This is a genomic window from Lactobacillus intestinalis (assembly GCF_024397795.1).
Lineage (GTDB): Bacteria > Bacillota > Bacilli > Lactobacillales > Lactobacillaceae > Lactobacillus > Lactobacillus intestinalis.
Genome location: NZ_CP072983.1, coordinates 906,166 through 924,326, shown reverse-complemented (window position 1 = coordinate 924,326; position 18,161 = coordinate 906,166). Strand labels below are relative to the sequence as shown.

The 18,161-nt window shown below is 34.9% G+C and carries 16 protein-coding genes and 1 other RNA gene; 5 read left to right on the top strand and 12 right to left on the bottom strand.

The window, feature by feature from the left end:
• Positions 1-37 precede the first annotated feature (37 nt).
• Positions 38-1,726: an Rqc2 family fibronectin-binding protein gene (locus KBW87_RS04165; RefSeq protein WP_057811170.1), complete on the top strand. Its 1,689-nt coding sequence runs from the start codon at positions 38-40 to the stop codon at positions 1,724-1,726.
• A gap of 30 nt (positions 1,727-1,756) precedes the next feature.
• Here the strand turns inward: KBW87_RS04165 and carB are convergent, their stop codons facing one another.
• Genes carB through KBW87_RS04140 form a run of 5 tightly spaced genes read right to left on the bottom strand, consistent with a single transcriptional unit; the run spans position 1,757 to position 9,048 of the window.
• Positions 1,757-4,936 (bottom strand): carbamoyl-phosphate synthase large subunit, encoded by a 3,180-nt coding sequence (carB, locus tag KBW87_RS04160; RefSeq protein WP_057811168.1) that lies wholly within the window; start codon positions 4,934-4,936, stop codon positions 1,757-1,759.
• A 5-nt stretch (positions 4,937-4,941) separates the two neighbouring features.
• On the bottom strand, positions 4,942-5,997 hold the full coding sequence (locus KBW87_RS04155; RefSeq protein WP_057811165.1) for a carbamoyl phosphate synthase small subunit: 1,056 nt from the start codon (positions 5,995-5,997) through the stop codon (positions 4,942-4,944).
• A complete protein-coding gene (locus KBW87_RS04150) occupies positions 5,994-6,911 on the bottom strand; it encodes an RluA family pseudouridine synthase (protein WP_057811163.1) in 918 nt (305 codons plus the stop codon). The genes KBW87_RS04155 and KBW87_RS04150 overlap by 4 nt, the downstream gene beginning before the upstream one ends.
• Complete coding sequence (gene lspA, locus KBW87_RS04145; RefSeq protein ID WP_004042582.1) at positions 6,901-7,368, bottom strand: signal peptidase II; 468 nt, start codon at positions 7,366-7,368, stop codon at positions 6,901-6,903. The genes KBW87_RS04150 and lspA overlap by 11 nt, the downstream gene beginning before the upstream one ends.
• A gap of 3 nt (positions 7,369-7,371) precedes the next feature.
• Positions 7,372-9,048 (bottom strand): formate--tetrahydrofolate ligase, encoded by a 1,677-nt coding sequence (locus KBW87_RS04140; protein ID WP_057811161.1) that lies wholly within the window; start codon positions 9,046-9,048, stop codon positions 7,372-7,374.
• A 259-nt stretch (positions 9,049-9,307) separates the two neighbouring features.
• Here KBW87_RS04140 and tpx point away from each other — a divergent pair, with 259 nt between their 5' ends.
• Entirely contained in the window at positions 9,308-9,793 is a 486-nt protein-coding gene (gene tpx / locus KBW87_RS04135; RefSeq protein WP_057811159.1) for a thiol peroxidase, read from the top strand.
• Between the two features lie 78 nt (positions 9,794-9,871).
• Positions 9,872-10,180, top strand: a complete 309-nt coding sequence (locus KBW87_RS04130) for a hypothetical protein (RefSeq protein ID WP_057811156.1) — start codon at positions 9,872-9,874, stop codon at positions 10,178-10,180.
• Between the two features lie 20 nt (positions 10,181-10,200).
• Here the strand turns inward: KBW87_RS04130 and KBW87_RS04125 are convergent, their stop codons facing one another.
• The 6 genes from KBW87_RS04125 to KBW87_RS04100 form a co-directional block, all read right to left on the bottom strand.
• Complete coding sequence (locus tag KBW87_RS04125) at positions 10,201-10,566, bottom strand: EbsA family protein (protein ID WP_057811154.1); 366 nt, start codon at positions 10,564-10,566, stop codon at positions 10,201-10,203.
• A gap of 9 nt (positions 10,567-10,575) precedes the next feature.
• Positions 10,576-11,808, bottom strand: a complete 1,233-nt coding sequence (locus KBW87_RS04120; RefSeq protein WP_057811152.1) for a metallophosphoesterase — start codon at positions 11,806-11,808, stop codon at positions 10,576-10,578.
• 1 nt (position 11,809) lies between these two features.
• On the bottom strand, positions 11,810-12,931 hold the full coding sequence (locus KBW87_RS04115) for a THUMP domain-containing class I SAM-dependent RNA methyltransferase (protein WP_057811150.1): 1,122 nt from the start codon (positions 12,929-12,931) through the stop codon (positions 11,810-11,812).
• 72 nt (positions 12,932-13,003) lie between these two features.
• An RNA gene (rnpB, locus tag KBW87_RS04110) (RNase P RNA component class B) lies at positions 13,004-13,375 on the bottom strand.
• A 29-nt stretch (positions 13,376-13,404) separates the two neighbouring features.
• A complete protein-coding gene (locus KBW87_RS04105; protein WP_057811148.1) occupies positions 13,405-13,803 on the bottom strand; it encodes a cell division regulator GpsB in 399 nt (132 codons plus the stop codon).
• Positions 13,804-13,906: 103 nt separating this feature from the next.
• Positions 13,907-14,470: an SLOG family protein gene (locus tag KBW87_RS04100; protein ID WP_057811146.1), complete on the bottom strand. Its 564-nt coding sequence runs from the start codon at positions 14,468-14,470 to the stop codon at positions 13,907-13,909.
• Positions 14,471-14,542: 72 nt separating this feature from the next.
• Between KBW87_RS04100 and recU the strand changes: the two genes are divergently transcribed.
• On the top strand, positions 14,543-15,175 hold the full coding sequence (recU, locus tag KBW87_RS04095) for a Holliday junction resolvase RecU (RefSeq protein ID WP_057811144.1): 633 nt from the start codon (positions 14,543-14,545) through the stop codon (positions 15,173-15,175).
• Entirely contained in the window at positions 15,162-17,486 is a 2,325-nt protein-coding gene (locus KBW87_RS04090; RefSeq protein ID WP_057811142.1) for a PBP1A family penicillin-binding protein, read from the top strand. Before recU ends, KBW87_RS04090 begins: the two co-directional genes overlap by 14 nt.
• 45 nt (positions 17,487-17,531) lie before the next feature.
• On the opposite strand, the gene nth is transcribed toward KBW87_RS04090, so the two are convergent.
• Positions 17,532-18,161: an endonuclease III gene (gene nth / locus KBW87_RS04085; protein ID WP_057811140.1), complete on the bottom strand. Its 630-nt coding sequence runs from the start codon at positions 18,159-18,161 to the stop codon at positions 17,532-17,534.

Below are 18,161 nucleotides of genomic sequence, written 5' to 3'. Positions count from 1 at the left end.
TAACTGGTATAATAAAACATGTTTTGAGGTGATATATATGGCTTTTGATGGTTTATTTATCCATAGTCTATTAAAAGAGTTAGCTCCTACTCTGTTAACGGGGCGTTTATCTAAAATTTATCAACCATTTAATCAAGATTTAGTTTTAGTATTTAGAAAAGAGCGTAAAAACTATCAGTTACTTATTTCTGCTAATGCTCAATATCCTAGAATATACCTAACCAAACAATCTATCTCTAATCCAGATACCGCACCCACTTTCGTGATGGTTTTGAGAAAGTATCTAGAGGGGTCTGTTTTACAGTCAATTGATCAAGTCGGCGTCAATCGAATTATAAACTTCCATTTTAGCAATCGAAATGAGCTTGGAGATCAAGTTCAATTAGTTCTTTCAGTGGAACTAATGGGCAGACATAGTAATGTGATTTTGTACGATCAGAAAACAGGTCATATTATTGATTTACTAAAGCGAATTAATCCTGATGAAAATCGAGCTCGTATCTTACTTCCTAAAGCAAAATATGAACTCCCTCCTCTAAAGCCAGGTATTAATGGTTTAGAAATGACTGAACCCGAATTTAAACAAATACAGGCCACTAGTGAGCCCGCAGACTTTGTTCGTAAGATTGATGGTTTAGATCGTGATGATCGGATGGAATTACTGGGATATCTAGAAGATGATTATTCCTATTCTTCCTTTAAGACGTTCTTTAATCAGTTCGACAATCCGCGTGGTTATGTATTGAAAACTGATCGGAATAAACGAAAAATCTTTTGCTACCTTCCCTACCATTTAGAATTAACTAAAGAAAGTTCAGATCCAGATTTAAATCATGCTTTAGATGAATTTTATGAATATCAAGCTACGCGTGATTGGGTAAAACAACGTGCTAGTCAGGTAGAACGTGTCGTTAAAAATGAACAAAAGAAGCTTTCAAAAAAGATTATTAAGCTTAAGAAGCAGCTTAATTTAGCTGAAAATTCTGAAGGATACCGAATTCGTGGTGAAATTTTAAATGCTCATTTAACCCAAGTAAAAGCTGGGATGGAAAGTATCTCTTTGCCTAATTATTATGACAATAATAATCCAATCGAGATTAAACTTAACCCTGCGCTCTCTCCGGCTCGAAATGCACAAAAGTACTTTACTAAGTATAAGAAAATGCGTGATTCAATCAAGCACGTTAATGAACAAATTAAAATTGCCGAAACTAACTTAAGATATTTTGATTCTATTCAAACTGCAATTGATAATGCAGATCCCGAAGATATTGAGCAAATCAACGATGAATTGATTAACCAAGGTTATATTAGAAAGCAAAAAAAGAATAAACGCAGAAAGAAAATTACCGAGAAAAACTTGAATAAGTTCAAGCTTTCTTCTGGTAAAACTGTTTTGGTTGGCAAGAATAATTATCAAAATGATTGGTTAACCTTGAAAAAGGCTAATAAGAACGACTATTGGTTCCACGTTAAAAACATGCCTGGCTCTCACGTAATCTTGATGGACAGTAACCCCACTGATCAGGATATCCAAGAAGCAGCCGAAATTGCAGCTTACTTTTCAAAAGGTAAGCTTTCAGCTCATGTTCCAGTAGACTATGTTCAAGATAAAAGAGTTAAAAAGCCTAATGGAGCTAAGCCAGGTTTTGTAATTTATACTGGTCAAAATTCAATTGAGGTAACTCCAGAAGAAAAAGATGTTTTATCTAAAAAAATAGACTAAGAAAAAAGCACTCATTGAGTGCTTTTATTTTTATATTGGTTGAGTGGTTAAAGCTAATGATTCCAATACGTCTAAAATTAATTCAGTGGTTTCAATACTCGAAAACACTGGAATATGGGTATACAAAGCTTGATCACGAATCAAATTTGCATCCCCACTGGCCGCATCAGATAAATTGGTAATATTTACTACCATCACAATTTTATGCAACCGAATTTTTTCTAAAAGATTCCGTGGATCAGTTCGAACCTTGTCAACTACACCGGTCGTAATTCCAGCTTCCGCAAACATATTTGCAGTACCTTCTGTAGCGATTAATTTAAAACCTAACCTGTCGAATCTTCTCGCTAAGCTGGTGATCTTTTCTTTATCTTCATCTCTAACTGAAATAAAGATGGTTCCATAGCTTGGAATATGCAAGTCGCTTGCTTCATATCCTTTATATAAAGCTTTAGCTAGATGAGTATCGCGGCCCATAACTGAACCAGATGATTTCATTTTAGAGTCAAATGTATTGTCACTGTTGTAGTTAATATAAGAAAATACTGGCATTTTCACATGGATAAAATCATTTACAGGCCATAGATTTTCTTCATAGCCTAATTCTGATAACTTCTTGCCAATTAATACTTCAGTAGCGCAAGCTGTAATATCTTGTCCTAAAGACTTAGACAGAAATGCGACATTATGGCCTGCATATGGCTTAATTTGCAATAAATAAAGCTGTTTACCTACTTTGAGATAATGCAAATTAAAAATACCACGCATGTATAGCTTTTTAATCAGCTTGATAGAGTATGAAACCAATTTCTGTTGACTTTTAGGTGACAGGTTCTGAGGTTTAAAGACAGCAATTGAATCGGATGCATGAGAGCCTGTTTGTTCTAGATGTTCAATAATACCTGGAATAGTTACGGATTGACCATCAGAGATTGCTGTTACTTCATATTTGTTGCCTTCAATAAATCGCGATACTGAGATCTGATCCAGTTTATTTTCATTCAAATATTTAATTAAAGCTGGCTGATCATAAACGACTGCAGATTTTTGTTTGATTTCTTTACTCATCCCTCCAATAAGGATTGGGAAACCATATAATTTGATAAAATTATCAACTTCACTTAAATCAGTCGTTGTTAAGGATGGTACTCTTTTAACATCAAGATAATTATCTGAAAGCAGCTTATTAATTTTTTCTCGAGGATTAAGGGCTTCTCTCCCTAAAATATGTAATCCATTATCAATTAACTTTTGACTAAAGGCACTTACCTTTTTACCCGAAAATTGTAAAAGAACGTCCTTGATATTTTCCTTTTTAGCAATTGTGAGGATGTTTTCTATAGTAATGGGATCAAAGTAAACTCGATCTACATCTCGATAGCGAGCAGCGATTGATTCATCATTATTTGACAAAAGCACAGTGGTATATCCATTATTATGTAAAGTTTTGATTGAATGAGCTAACATATAATCGAACTCACTAGTTACTGAAACTTGGAGAGGTAAAATACCAATGATTAAAACTTTTTTGTCGTCCTTAAGATCCTTAACCTCATCTTGTACATCATAAGCACTGTAATACGCGTGTACATTTGGAGGATAGACTCCTGCACTTCCATCAATTTCTAAAAAGCTCGGTTTAATATTTAAATCAATCAATCTTTCTTCAACTTTAGCTAAAGAACTATGCGTAATTTCAGAAATCAATGTATTTGAAAAGCCGCGCTTTTTAACCTCTAGAAGAAGCTTGCTGTCGGTAAGAGACTTCTCTTCTAGCTCTTGCACTAAACTGATGATATGTTGTAGTTTTTGATAATAAACGGGATGCAAAAAAACGACATTCTGTAAATCTGCGTATGATAAGCCTTTATAAATAGCTGCTAGAAGTCGAATTAGGTGTAGCTCATCAGGATGACGCAGATCATCTTTAATTTCATCATTTTCTTTAGCTACTTCTTTTTTAAAGACAGATAAAGAAAGATCAACATCGATAGTTGAAGCAAGTCCTTTTAAAAAAGCTGTTTCAAAATTTCGTCCTATTCCAATAGCTTCTCCACTAGCTTGCATTCTTTTACCTAAACGATAGTGATTATAACCTGATTCTGTTAAAGACCAATATGGCACTTTAACTGTAACGGTATCTAAAATTGGTTCAATGGCTGCATTTAATCCAGAGGTTGGATCAATGATTTCATTTAAATGGAAACCAATCGCAACTTTAGCCACAATGTATCCTACACTGTAAAGTTCTGAGCGTTGAGCCCAAACCGCACTTCGAGTTAACCGTGGAGTTATAGAGAGGACCTTAGTTTGGATTTGCGTATCACGATGACGCACCGCAAAATGAATACTAAGAATTCCTACCGCATTTAAATTTTCAGCAATTTTCTTAACCGTTTGCCTTAATTCTTGAATTTGATCATTGTTTAAAGTCAAACTCGGCATTACTACGGAAGAGTCCCCCGAGTTAGTTGCAACAGGTTCAAGCGAATCTGCAAAATTAATAAAAACTAGATTACCTTCACTATCTCGAATAATATTTACAATTACTTCTTCCCAAGATGAAAGATCTTCAATTAAACGATAATGCTTCCAAGAAAAGTTTTCACTTTGATTTTCTGCTTTAAAATAAGCTATCAACTCTTCAGGAGTTGGAAATCCTAAATGCTCATTGTGAACATATTTATGATATTTAGTTACCATTACCGGAAAAGAGACGTCTTTAATGTTGAGAGTATTATTACTTAAATCATGAATAGCCGTATTAAGTTGCCAGGAGCGGTTAACTTCAACGCCAATTTTTTGCAAGAAATCAGTTCTTTTTTGTTGATTGCCCATCTGCAAAGTTTTCGAGTTCAGCGTTAGTAATTTGATTCCCATCTGTTGAAGAATGCCATCTTGCAGTAATTTATGAGCTACTTTTAAACCGGTAGTAGAACCATAAGCTGTCATAATCGCATCCGGCTCTTCCATTCGTAAGATTCTTTTAAAAAAATCTAAAGTCATTGGTTCAAGATAAACAGTTACATTAGGACGTTTATCTGTAGAAATGGTTGCTGGATTAGGATTAACAATTACAACTTGGATCCCCTCTTCAGTTAAAGCATCAATGGCATCAGTTGCTAACAAATCCATTTCTGCTACACTACCAATCAAAGTGGGACCCGAGCCAATTATCAATATTTTATCCAAATCGTTTTCTAAAGGCATTTAAATTACTCCATCATGTGTAAAAATTGATCAAATATTCCCACAGCGTCTAGACTACCTGGTGCCCCTTCAGGATTAAAAGCTGTCGCGATAATCTTTTTACTGTCATTACAATATCCAGCAAGCAGATCACTGTGTAAATCGAAATATTCTTGATTCATATTCATTTGTATATTATCAGGGAGCACTAATTTATCAATATCCATGGAAGTTTGCCAAATGGCATCAGAATTTTGTTCAATTACAGGATAATTTACCCCATCAAATTCTTCAGGTAAGTCTACTAATTCAAAATCTAGATAATCACTGAGAATTAAAAAGCCTAATCCAATTCCCAAGATAGGTAAATTACCGTAAAAGTAATCCAAAATTGGAGTTAATACAGAAGATAATTCGCCAGGTTTTCCAGGGCCATTAGAAATAATAATGCCATCTGGTCGCAAGTTTTCAATATCAGTCGAAGTTGCATTGTATGGCAATACAGTAACATTAACTTGTCTTAATGAAAGTTCTCGTAACATGGAATGTTTTAATCCAAGATCAATTACAGCGACTGTTTTGCCTACATTAGGAGCAGCATAGGCATTTTTAGTAGAAACATTCATTGACTTGTTCTTTGGTAGAACTAGAGCTTTAATTTGATCAAAGGCATGTTCATCATCAGTATCCATAATTGAGGCTTTGATAGTCTTTTCTTCTGATAGGCGATGAACCAAGGCCCGTGTATCTACATTAAAAATTCCAGGAATATTCTTTTCTTTTAAAAAAGAAGCTAAATCCTGAAAATTTTCACTATTTGAAACTTTTTGAGCTACATCATTGGCAATAATCCCTTTGACAGGGGGATCAATGCTTTCATAATCAATGGCATTAATACCTGTATTTCCAATCATAGGGGTGGTAAAAACTAAAATTTTACCTGCATTCGTGGGATCAGTTAAAGCCTCCTGATATCCATAATTAGCAGTTTGAATCGCGAGTTCACCTGTAGAAATAATTGTTGAACCTATTCCTTCTCCAGCGAAGGAACTTCCATCTTCAAGTATTAAATATCGTTTCATTTTGTCACTTGTTTTTTTCTTAATTCAGAAAGTCTTTCTTCAAAAATATGAGGAGGATTTACTTGAAATTCCAACCATTCATGCGTAGTTGGCTGCTCAAATCCTAATACTTTTGCATGTAAAAACTGACCCTTTCCTTTTAAAGTTTTTCTGGGACCATATAAAGGATCTCCAGCAACTGGATGGCCAATATAAGCCATATGAACACGGATTTGATGTGTCCGACCAGTTTCCAATTGGCACATAATTAAACTATAGCCTTTAAATTGTTCTAAAACTTTAAAATGAGTAATTGCATTCTTCCCATTTTCAACAACAGCCATCTTCTTACGATCATGAGGATTACGTCCAATAGGAGCATCAACTAATCCGTCATCCTCACCAAAGTTACCGTGAACAATAGCCAAGTATTGTCTTTTATTAGTTTTATGAGCTAGTTGATCTTCTAAGGATTCTCTAGCCTTCGCATTTTTGGCAATCATCAAAAGACCGGAGGTATCCTTATCAATTCGATGGACAATTCCTGGCCGAAATCCTTCCGGACTATCGGCTAAGTTGCGGGTATGATATAAAAGTGCATTAACTAAAGTGTGATCGGGGTGGCCCGCTGAGGGATGCACAACCATCCCTTGAGGTTTATTGACCACAATTACATCCGCGTCTTCATATATGATATCTAAAGGGATATCTTCTGGTTTAATATTAAGAGGCTTAACTGCAGGTACACTTACAAAAATTTGATCATTTTCTTGTACTTTATAAGAAACCTTTTCTTTTTTAGAATTGACCAAAATATTTCCATCTTTAACTAATTCTTTTACTCTCGTACGCGATAAATCTGGAATTTTATCAGAGATATATTTATCCAGGCGCCCTTTTTCATCGTGTACTCTTAAATCATAACTATTTGCCATGGTTTTCTTCCTTGTCATCGAAAAATAATAAGTAAATAAAAATCAAAATAACACCAACTGTGATTGCAGAATCAGCAATATTAAAGATATTAAAGTTTACAAAGTCTAGCTGTAACATATCAACTACATACTTTAGATGCAAACGATCAATAAAGTTACCTACAATCCCACCTAATACAAGTGCTAGGCCAGTATCAAACAAAGGATTTTTATACTTTTTATTAAACAAAAAATATGCGCAAACACCAATTGCAACAATGCTAATCACATAAAAAAGCCACATTTGTCCTGGTAAGATATTCCAAGCAGCACCATTATTTTGAAGATAGTTAAATGAAAGAATTCCTGGAATAACTTGGTGAGTTTCACCAATTGCATAATTATTAACGATATATGTTTTTAAACCCTGATCTGCAATCACAACACATAGGGAAATTATTAAATATAAAAATTGCATATATTAGAATAAACCACTTATCTTTCCATCATTATCAACATCAATATCAAGTGCAGCGGGATGCTTAGGTAAACCAGGCATATCAAGTACATGTCCTGTAGTAACTACAATAAAGTGAGCACCATTTTTAAGATTGATTCCTTTTACATGAAGGGTAAAGTCAGTTGGTGCGCCAAGTTGCTTTTTATCATCACTGAAGGAGTATTGAGTTTTAGCAATAATTACTGGAAGCTTGTCTTTTCTTAAAGTTTCTAGTTCTTTGATTTGCTTTTCTGCCTTTTCGCTATATTCAACGTTTGATGCGTGATAAATATGACGAGCCACTTTTTCAATCTTAGTTTTTACATCATCATCTTCATTGTAAGTGGAAGTTAGATGCGCTTTCCCAGAATCCGCAAGGTCAACTACAGCTTGAGCAGCTTCAATGCCACCCTTTGAACCAGCATCATGATAGTTAACAATTTCTGCTTGAATATCTTGTGCTTCAACTAATTGTTTAAGTAAATCAAGTTCAGCGTCAGTGTCTGTAGTGAATCGATTGATTAAAACAATTACTGGCACATTGTAGGAGCGCATGTTATTCATATGACGTTCCAGGTTCTTAAAACCATCACGTAAAGCATCAAGATTTTCTTCATCTAAATCATCAGTTGACTTAAGTGATTGATACTTAAGAGCTCGTACAGTTGCAACTACTACACTTGCATCTGGAGTTTTATCAAGGTGCTTAGAAACAAAATCCATAAACTTTTGACCACCTAAATCACTACCAAAGCCAGCTTCAGTTAAAGTATAGTCACTTAAATGAAGTGCCAAGTTAGTAGCCATCACAGAATTGGCACCATGAGCAATATTAGCAAAAGGTCCTCCATGAACCAGGGCTGGAGTATGTTCAAGAGTTTGAACAAGATTAGGTTTTAAAGCAGTTGACAAAAGTGCTGCAATTGCGCCTTCAAATCCAAGTTCTTTTACATAAACAGGTTTATCCTCTTTAGTATATCCGACTAGTATATCACCAATTCTAGCCTTTAAGTCATCAATATCAGTTGCCAAGCACAAGATAGCCATTAACTCATTAGCAACAGTAATAGCAAAGCTGGAGTTGTGTTCAATCCCATTAAATTTAGATCCCTCACCTACAGTAATCTTTCTTAAAGCACGATCGTTCACATCGATTCCGCGTTTAAGCAGAATACGGTCAGGATCAAGATTCAATTCATTGTCTTGATAAATGTAGTTGTCTACCAACGCAGCTAAAGTATCGATTGCTGCAGTTAAAGCATGCATGTCACCAGTAAAATGTAAGTTAATATCTTCCATAGGAATGATTTGGGCCATTCCTCCACCAGTGGCACCACCTTTTAATCCAAAAACGGGTCCCATTGAAGGTTCGCGCAAAGCAATCATTGTTTTCTTATGCAATTGATTATTAATCGCATCGCCTAACCCAATAGTAATGGTGGACTTTCCTTCTCCAGCTGGAGTTGGAGAAATTGAAGTAACAAGGATCAATTTGCCTAAATGTTTATTTTGACGTGCTTTCTTGATAGCTTTCCAGTTAATCTTTGCCTTATCGTAGCCATATAGTTCAAGATCGTCTTGGTTTAGACCAACGTGACTAGCAATTTCGGTAATAGGTAACTCTTTTGTTTCTTGTGCAATTTGAATATCTGATTTCATCGGTTGCGCGCCTCTTTCTTCTATAAAAGTAACAAAATATCTAGCAATTGATCTTTCACTTTAGAATTTAGGTCCCACCTTTTACAGTTTTCAAAATCTATTATAACAAAAAAGTTTTTAATTGCTGGGTATTAGAAAAATTAGTTAACGAAGTTCCGCATCTCTTTATGATAAATTTCTTTCTAAGCAATTTATTTAAATCCTTATTTTGAATTTGCTATACTAGGTTTAATATCAGATTGAATTAAGGAGGATTTTCATGGAAGTCACTTTTAAAGGAAAAGAATGTCGATTGGTTGGTAATCCACCAAAAGTTGGCGAGAAAATGCCTGAGTTTACGGTTATTAACAAAAATGGTCAAAAGATAACCAATCAAGATCTTTTGGGTAAAACTACTCTCATTAGTGTAGTGCCCGATATCAATACTTCAGTTTGCAGTATTCAAACTAAGAAGTTTAATCAAACGATGGATCAATATCCAGATGTTAACTTTTTGACAGTATCCACCAATACTATTGAAGATCAACAAAAGTGGTGTGCAGCTGAAGGCGTGAAAAATATGCAATTAGTTTCTGATGAGGGTCACTCATTTGGTGAAGCTACTGGCCTTTTGATTCCAGAGATGGGAATTCTTGCTCGCTCAGTTTGGGTTTTGGATAAAGATGGCATGATTATTTATCGTCAAATTGTTGATGAAATTACTGATGAACCAAATTATGCTGCTGCTCTTGAAGAACTAAAGTAAAATCTAGAGAAAAAAGCCTTATAATGTTAGGTATAACTAGCATCTAAGGCTTTTTTGTTAGAAATTTGGTGAAATAAATTGAAAGTATCATTTAACAAGGGATGCAAACTATTTTTCAAGAAACATCCCCAAGCAAAGAAAGTTGCTCAAGAAAAGATAGGCTTTGCAATTAAAAAAGAAGTTCAAACAGGGATGACAAAAGTTAAGTTAGCTACTAGAAGAAAGATTAATAACCTTCCCTGTTACGAAATGCGGCTTAATCTAGGTAAAATGGGGTCAGTTCGCATTGCATTCACAGTACATGACGAGCAAGCTGTGGTTTGGTATCTTTCAACTAGTTTACAAAAGAGCGAATTCAGTAAGGAACTTGAAAAGTCGTTACCTTAATAAAAAAGATGTAGAACTTATTATTTTGATAAAGCCACTCTAGAAGTAGCTTTATTTTTTTCAATTCGAAGCAAATAATAAGTAGGATAATCCTGAAGTTTAATCTTATAAATACTAAACCACCAATATCTTTGAACCAGTTCAGGAGTATGAGAAATCTTAAGCTTTTTTCGATAAGGAAACTTAAGGTAGTTGAGAGTCCAATAAGAAAATAAATAAGTATAAATAAAGCAAATCCCAAAGATCGCTCCAATAATGATAGCAGGCCAATTAATGGGTGTATTACTTTCATACATTAGAATCAAACTGATAAACAAAATGATAAAAAGCCAGCTATAGTAAATGATCCCCGCAGTTCCCAAAAAGATGAAATGTTTCTTTTTCATTGATTTCTCCTAATACCGAATCTTTACCTGTAAATTACTATGGTCGCTTGTATCATAAAGAGTCTTTAAATACAGCCGATATTCTGGATGCTGCTTGATTAAAGTTTGATAAGCACGGGTCCCATGAATTTTATTTAAATGAGCTGGCTTCATATGATTGTGACCAGTGTAAAAATTATAATTCATTCGACCAAATAATGTGCCCATTTCTCTAACTAAATCAATACTATTATGATTCTTACGTAGGTCACTTTGCATTAAATCAGCCGCAATACTTCCTAATTGCAAATTCTCCAAGTAATTATGAAAGTGAGCTAAAGTATAATCTTGCTTTTCTCCTTCAGTTAAGTAAGGCATCATATCAAAGGTTTTACGAATATAAGTAATATGGCGCGAATGTAATCTTACCACTCCATAGCCTTGGTTATTAGAACAAAAACTTGAAGTAACTACTTCTGTAGTTGGAGTCATATCTTGAGGTCCCATAATATTTTGGGCATGAATATGACCAGAAAAAACGAGTTTTACGTTATAACGGGCACACAATCTCCGCAATTCAGATGCATTATCGAGGACATATCCTTTATTTACTGCTGGATTGTGCGCATACAAATTATGATGCATGAAAATAATTGGTCGTAAATTGTTTTTAGAGGCCATCTTTAACTGATCCTCAATCCAATTTAATTGATCTTTATTAATTCGACCTCGGGTATGGGGAGCTTCAGTGGTTTCCTCTTTCCCATAATAATTAGAGTCAGCCAAAATTAATAAGTATTGGGGATTTAGCTGGACGCTGTAAGCTAGTGAGCTTCTATCTTTACTTTCTGCACAGCTATATGACTTATAAAAAATCGATTTCCAAAATGCTGGACTAATTTCTCCAGCATAGAATTGTTTTTTCCCACGGAATTCTCTAGCCCAACCATCAAAAATATCATGGTTTCCTGGTAAAACAAGTAACTTAGTATCTTTTAAAGGTTGAAATATTTCCGCAAATTTTTCTGCAGAAACCCGTTCCCCATTAAAAGTTACATCTCCAGTTACCACAATCGCAGCTGGCTTTTTTTCTTGAGCCATCTTTCTGAACGCCTTGAGTACTGTTTCTTGGTAATATAAATCCTTACCTTGACTAGTTTTTTGCATTCGAGAAAAAGCCTGTCCATTATCGTGAATGCTATCCGCAATCAAATGAGTATCTGAAATTACCCAAACTTCCGTATTTAACTCTTTTGTTAACATTTTATCTATTTGCCCAATATTGATAGAAATCTACACGTAAGTTACCATTGAACAATTTACGCTTTTTAGTAGCTTTTTTGCCAAAATATTTTTCAAAATTTGGATCTGCAGTTAAGTAATATTGACTAAAGTCAGTATATTTACCCAAGACTTCGCCCATTTGCTCATAGAGTTCTTCTGCAGATTTCTTATCCTTTAATCGCTTACCATATGGAGGGTTGGCAATAATAATTCCATTTTCCAGATCAGTTGTAAAGTCCTTTACTGCAACTTGCTTAAAACGAATATCCTGTAAAACGCCTGCATTATGAGCATTAAGCTTAGCAAATTCCAAAACTGACTGATCAATATCGCTTGCCCAAATTGGAGTCTCTAATGGCTTTACTTGTGCTTTTGCTTCTTCAAGCATTTTTGGATGGATACTTTTATCGAACCAATCAAAGTTATCAAAAGCAAATTTGCGCCAAGTTCCAGGAGCAATATTTTTAGCGATTAAGGCTGCCTCAATTGCTAACGTCCCTGATCCTGTCATCGGATCAATTAAGGGATGAGTTCCATTATAAGGAGTAAGCTTCAGTAAACCTGCTGCGAAGTTTTCTTTCATTGGAGCTCCCCCATGTTCAACACGATAGCCGCGCTTAAATAGACTTTCACCCGTAGTATCAAGTGAAATTCGAGCCTTGTCTTTATAAATATGAACATCAAGTGGATATTCACTACCAGTCTCTGGTAAAAAGCCACGACGATGATATTGATCCATCATTTTATCAACGATTGCTTTTTTAACAATTGATTGAACATCTGGTTCAGAATGGAGTTTTGACTTTACAGCTCGGCCTTGAACAGGGAACTTGGCATCAACGGGCAATAACTTAGCCCAATCCATGTCATAAACTTCATTATATAATGTATCAAAATCTAAAGCCTTAAATTCTTTGAGCAGAATTTTAACTCTATCGGCAGTTCTAAGCCAAAGATTAGTTTTTACAATGTCTTCCTGAGTCCCTTCAAAAAATACACGTCCATTTTCTGTCTGGGTCTTATAGCCTAAATTTTGTAATTCTTTGGCTACAACACTTTCAAACCCAGCACCCATTGTTGTATAAAGCTGATATTTTTCCATTTTTAAACACTCTTTTTCTTTTTCAATAAAAAAAGTTGAGCCTCAAAGAAGCTCAACTTTGCCAATGTGAATTTCTATAAGCCACGTTCTGTTCCAGTATTTTTGGCAAAAATACCTTCAGCAGTCATCTATCTTTATTACTAATTAAAGTAATAACCCGACCTTTAGTTCATTTTCTTAGGTCGAAACGCCCCCACCAAATTTGGGTTGCACGCTCGCAGGGTTTACCTCGTTCCACCAAGACAGTTTCCCATCTTGCTACGTCACTGTGGCACTTTCAAGGATAGTCATGCATATCAAAGACTTAGCACTTTTTCCGCCGTGATACACTCTAAATGTATCCTCCAGCTTATTGAGCTGAATACGAACACTACAAACATCTCAGTTTGTGCGTGCGTGGACTTTCCTCAGCTTGCATAAAGCAAACCGCGACTGCTCAAAATTCACACCATCAATCATTATACCAGAACATATCACTTTTGTAATCCATAAACATGTTGTTTTAGATTATATACTTTACGTTCAAGTGTTGAAATTCTTTGAATAATTGCCATATTAGTAGAAATTTCGCCTTGATTTTCATCTTCAGTATTAAAAACAGGCTTTCTGCGTTTAGTTGGCGTATAAGTTTTAACTTCTTCAGTTTCAGTTGCTGCCGTAGCACCTTGTTTTTTAGCATCCATTAATTGACGCTGCAAAGTACCAATTTGTCCATAAAGATCTTCAATAATTTGATGGAAGGTTTCATAATCAGAAATAACTTGATCCAAGTAGGCATCTACTTCATCAGGATCATATCCCTTTACTTTACTTCTAAATTGTTTTTTTAAAATATCTTGTGCAGATAGCTTAACATCATTTAAATTTGCCATTTGGTCTGACAACTCCTTTACATCCAACCTATATTTTAGCAAAAACAAAGCATGGGTAAAACTAAAAATACCACTTTAGTAAAACCTTTACTTTTGTAAATTACTAAAAATCATCTCGGCGGTGATTTTCTTGATATTCTTCAGCTACATCCTGTAAATCGTAAAAATCAATTAAATCTAAAGGATAATCTTTAGTTTCTTGATATTTTCTGATTAACTTATAATCAAATTTGGGCTTTCCGGGATGTTCGCTATCATAAACGAGCATAGCACGATCAGTGTGACTAAGTAAAAAAGCTTGATAATTTCTAAGTTGATCTGGCGATTGATAAGAAGAATTGGAAGTTGAAGCAAAAAAATCAACACTTTCTTTTAAATTATAGAACTTGCTTTGGTTACTTTCATTCCAACGATCTGCAAAATTTGCATAGGGTGTTAGGATTGAAACATGTACTGGATATTGATTTCGAAGTTCAATTCCGACTTCCGCACTCCATTGTTCCACTCCTAGGTTTGCTCCAGTAATTATCCAATCTAATTGACCTTCCTCAAGTAGATTGACTAAATAATTTTTTAGTGCATACTTGATTACTGCAATTTTAGGATCCTTATCACCAAAAACATTTAATTCATAACTTCGATATCCGCTAATCCAAAGTCTATGCATCCCTTTTAGCCCCCTTTCCTTTATTTCAAAAAATATATCATTATTGTTATAATGCTACCAGGAGTGAAGTTGATGGTCAAATATCCAAGCGGCAGTATGGCTGCATTTAGAAAACCGAATAAACGTAAAATTAGAAAGTCTTATACTCACAAAAAAGGTGTAAACTTTTCTGATAGAGGTATGACACTTGAGCAACAAATCAATGAGTCGAATAAGTATTACCTTGAAGAAGAAATGGCGGTAGTTCATAAAAAACCAACACCCGTCCAAATTGTAAAGGTAGACTATCCTAAGCGATCTAAAGCGGTCATTAGGGAAGCGTATTTTAGACAAGCTTCCACTACTGACTATAATGGCGTTTATAAAGGATATTATCTTGATTTTGAAGCTAAGGAAACAAAAAATAAAACAAATTTTCCGTTAAAAAACTTTCATGAACATCAAATTTTTCATTTAAATGCATGTTTGAAACAAAAAGGAATTTGTTTTACTATTATTGAATTCACAAGCTTGCAGCGTTATTTTGTTACACCAGCAAGTTTTGTGATTTCAGCGTGGCAAAAAAATAATAAAAGTTCAATGACGCTAAAAGAAATAGAAGATAATTCTTATGAAATTTGTAGCGGCTTTCGCCCTACTCTTCCATATCTTGAGGCAGTTGATCATTTTATTGCAGATAGGGAAATGAAAAATGGCAGAGAATAATTTAGATCCGAATCGAAATATGAAGCGTGAATCGCGCAGAGACTATCATAATCGACGAAGGAGTAGTCGATTATGGGTAAAAATCATCAAATGGTTTTTCTTGATTTTACTTTTAGTAGTTGTATCTGGAATTGGATTATTTGCTTATTATGCAAAGGATGCTCCTAATATCAGTCAAAATCAATTGCAAAGTGGCGGTACCTCAAGCTTGTACACTAATGATGGTAAGTTCTTATTATCATTGGGGTCAGAAAAAAGAATTTATGTTAAAAATGATAAAATTCCGCAACAATTAAAAGATGCAATTGTTTCTGTAGAAGATAAACGTTTCTACAAAGATAAAATCGGTGTTGATCCAATTAGAATTGTAGGTTCAATGCTTACTAATGCTAAAAGTAATAGTATTGCTGCAGGTGGATCGACAATTACCCAACAATTAGTTAAATTAACAGTCTTTTCAACTGCTACTTCTCAAAGAACTCTTAAAAGAAAGGCTCAAGAAGCATGGCTTGCAATGAGAGTTCAACGGGAGTTTAGCAAAGATCAAATCTTAGAATTTTATATTAACAAGGTTTATATGAATTATGGTAATTATGGGATGGGGACCGCCGCTAATTACTACTACAATAAGCCACTTAATAAGTTGGATTTAGCACAAACTGCTTTAATTGCTGGAATGCCAAATGCGCCAGTAGCCTATGATCCTTATTTATATCCACAACAAGCTAAATATCGTAGAGATATTGTGTTAAAAACAATGCTTGAAAATCAAAAGATTACTAAGGCTCAATATAATCAAGCGGTTAATGAGAGCATTAAACATGGCTTACGTCCTCCTCACTCCAATAATGAGTCTAAAATTAGACAGATCGATGACCCATACATTAAAGAAGTTATCTCAGAAGTTAAAAAGAAGGGCTTTGATCCATATAATGACAATTTAAAGATTACTGTGAATATCGATCAAGATGCTCAAAACAAACTCTATGAATTAGCCAATAATGGTTCGGTACCTTTTACTAATGATAAAATGCAAATTGGTGCTACAGTGGTTGATCCAAATACTGGTCATGTTGTAGCGATTTTGGGTGGTCGTCATCTTCCCTCAGTTCAATTAGGATTAGACCGTGCTGTTCAAACTGGTCGTTCAACAGGGTCCTCTATTAAGCCAGTATTGGATTATGCACCGGCTATCCAATACTTAAATTGGTCTACTGCTAAAATGCTTGATGATAGTAAATATGTTTATCCAGGAACCAATATTCAATTGTATGATTGGGATAACAAGTATGATGGTATGATGACTATGCGTAAGGCCCTAGAGCAATCACGAAATGTACCAGCCGTTAAAACTTTGGCTAAAGTTGGTGTAGGCCGTGCTTCTCTTTTTGCCAGAAGAATGGGTATTGATGTTCCTGCAAATTCTGGATTATCAGTTGCTATTGGTGCCAATGCATCTAGTTTACAAATGGCTGGCGCATATGGAGCCTTTGCTACAATGGGTGTTTACCATAAGCCACAATTTGTTTCAAAGATTGAAACTCCAGATGGTTTATCTAGAAATTATGACTCTCCTGGTGTTCGTGTAATGAAGAAGTCTACTGCTTATATGATTACCGATATGCTTAAGGATGTAATTAAGTCGGGTTCCGGTACTCGAGCAAAAATTGATGGTTTATATCAAGCTGGTAAAACAGGTACAGTTAAATATTCTAATGAAGATTTAGTAAAATATCCGGCTTATAATTCAACTCCAAAAGATTCTTGGTTTGTTGGTTATACCAAGAGCTATGTAATGGGTGTTTGGACGGGATATGACAATTTGAAAGATGGAACAATTTCTGGAATTGGTCAGCAATCAGCGCAATTAATGTATCGAAGCATGATGTCCTATTTAATGCAAGATAAAGAAAACGTTGATTGGCAAAAACCAAATTCAGTGATTAGAGCACGTATTGTAAATAATTCTAATCCTCCAGAGGTAGCTACAAGCAACCGTTCCTCAAGCTGGCAATTATTTGTTCGTGGACATGCACCAAGTGGTGTAAGTGATAATTCCGCAAATTATGATGAAGAAGATGAAGAAGCAGATACTAATAATCAAACTGCTAATGTAACTGCAAGTCGTGAAACTATGAGAACTCGCGACAATAACGGTTCATTACGCCAATCAAGTTCTACTCAAAGTCGAATTGCTACAAGTTCTTCCTCTTCAAGTTCAGCAAGACAATCTTCAGCTGTGGCAAGCTCTAGTTCTTCTCGTACTACACAATCAAGTCGTTCAGAAGAAGATAATCAAAATGAAGATTAATAAAAAAGCATCTGAATTTATTCAGATGCTTTTTCTTTATAGATTTTACTTTTTAGGTGGTAAATAAGAATATGGATCATTTTTAGCTCGAGATGGCATTGTATATCTTCCAAAAAGGATCATTGCATGATGAGTTTTGATCCATCTATCTTCAGGCAATAGAGATTCTAAACGTTTTTCAACTTCGTGTGGCGTGGCTTTTTGATTTACGATATGGAATTTTTTAGAAATTCTTGATACGTGAGTATCGACAGCAATTGCAGGAACGCCGAATCCTTCAGCTAAAACTACATTAGCTGTCTTTTCTCCTACTCCTGGAAGCTCCATTAATTCTTTTTTACTTTTAGGGATGTTGCCGCCATATTTTTCAACTAAAATTTGAGCTGATTCTTTTAAATGTTTTGCTTTAGAATGATAGAGTCCAATTTGACGAATATCTGCTTCAATACGCTCAATACTGGTATTTGCTAAAGATTCGGCAGTTGGAAAATCCTGCATAAATTTGGGCATTACACGATTTACCATTTTATCAGTTGTTTGTGCACTCATTAAAACCGCACATAGGAGATGAAAATGATTATCCCAATTTAATTCCCCTTTAGCATTTGGATATAGTTGATCGATTCGATTTAGTATATCTAAGGCTTCTTCATCGCTTAGCAGTTTATCACTCAT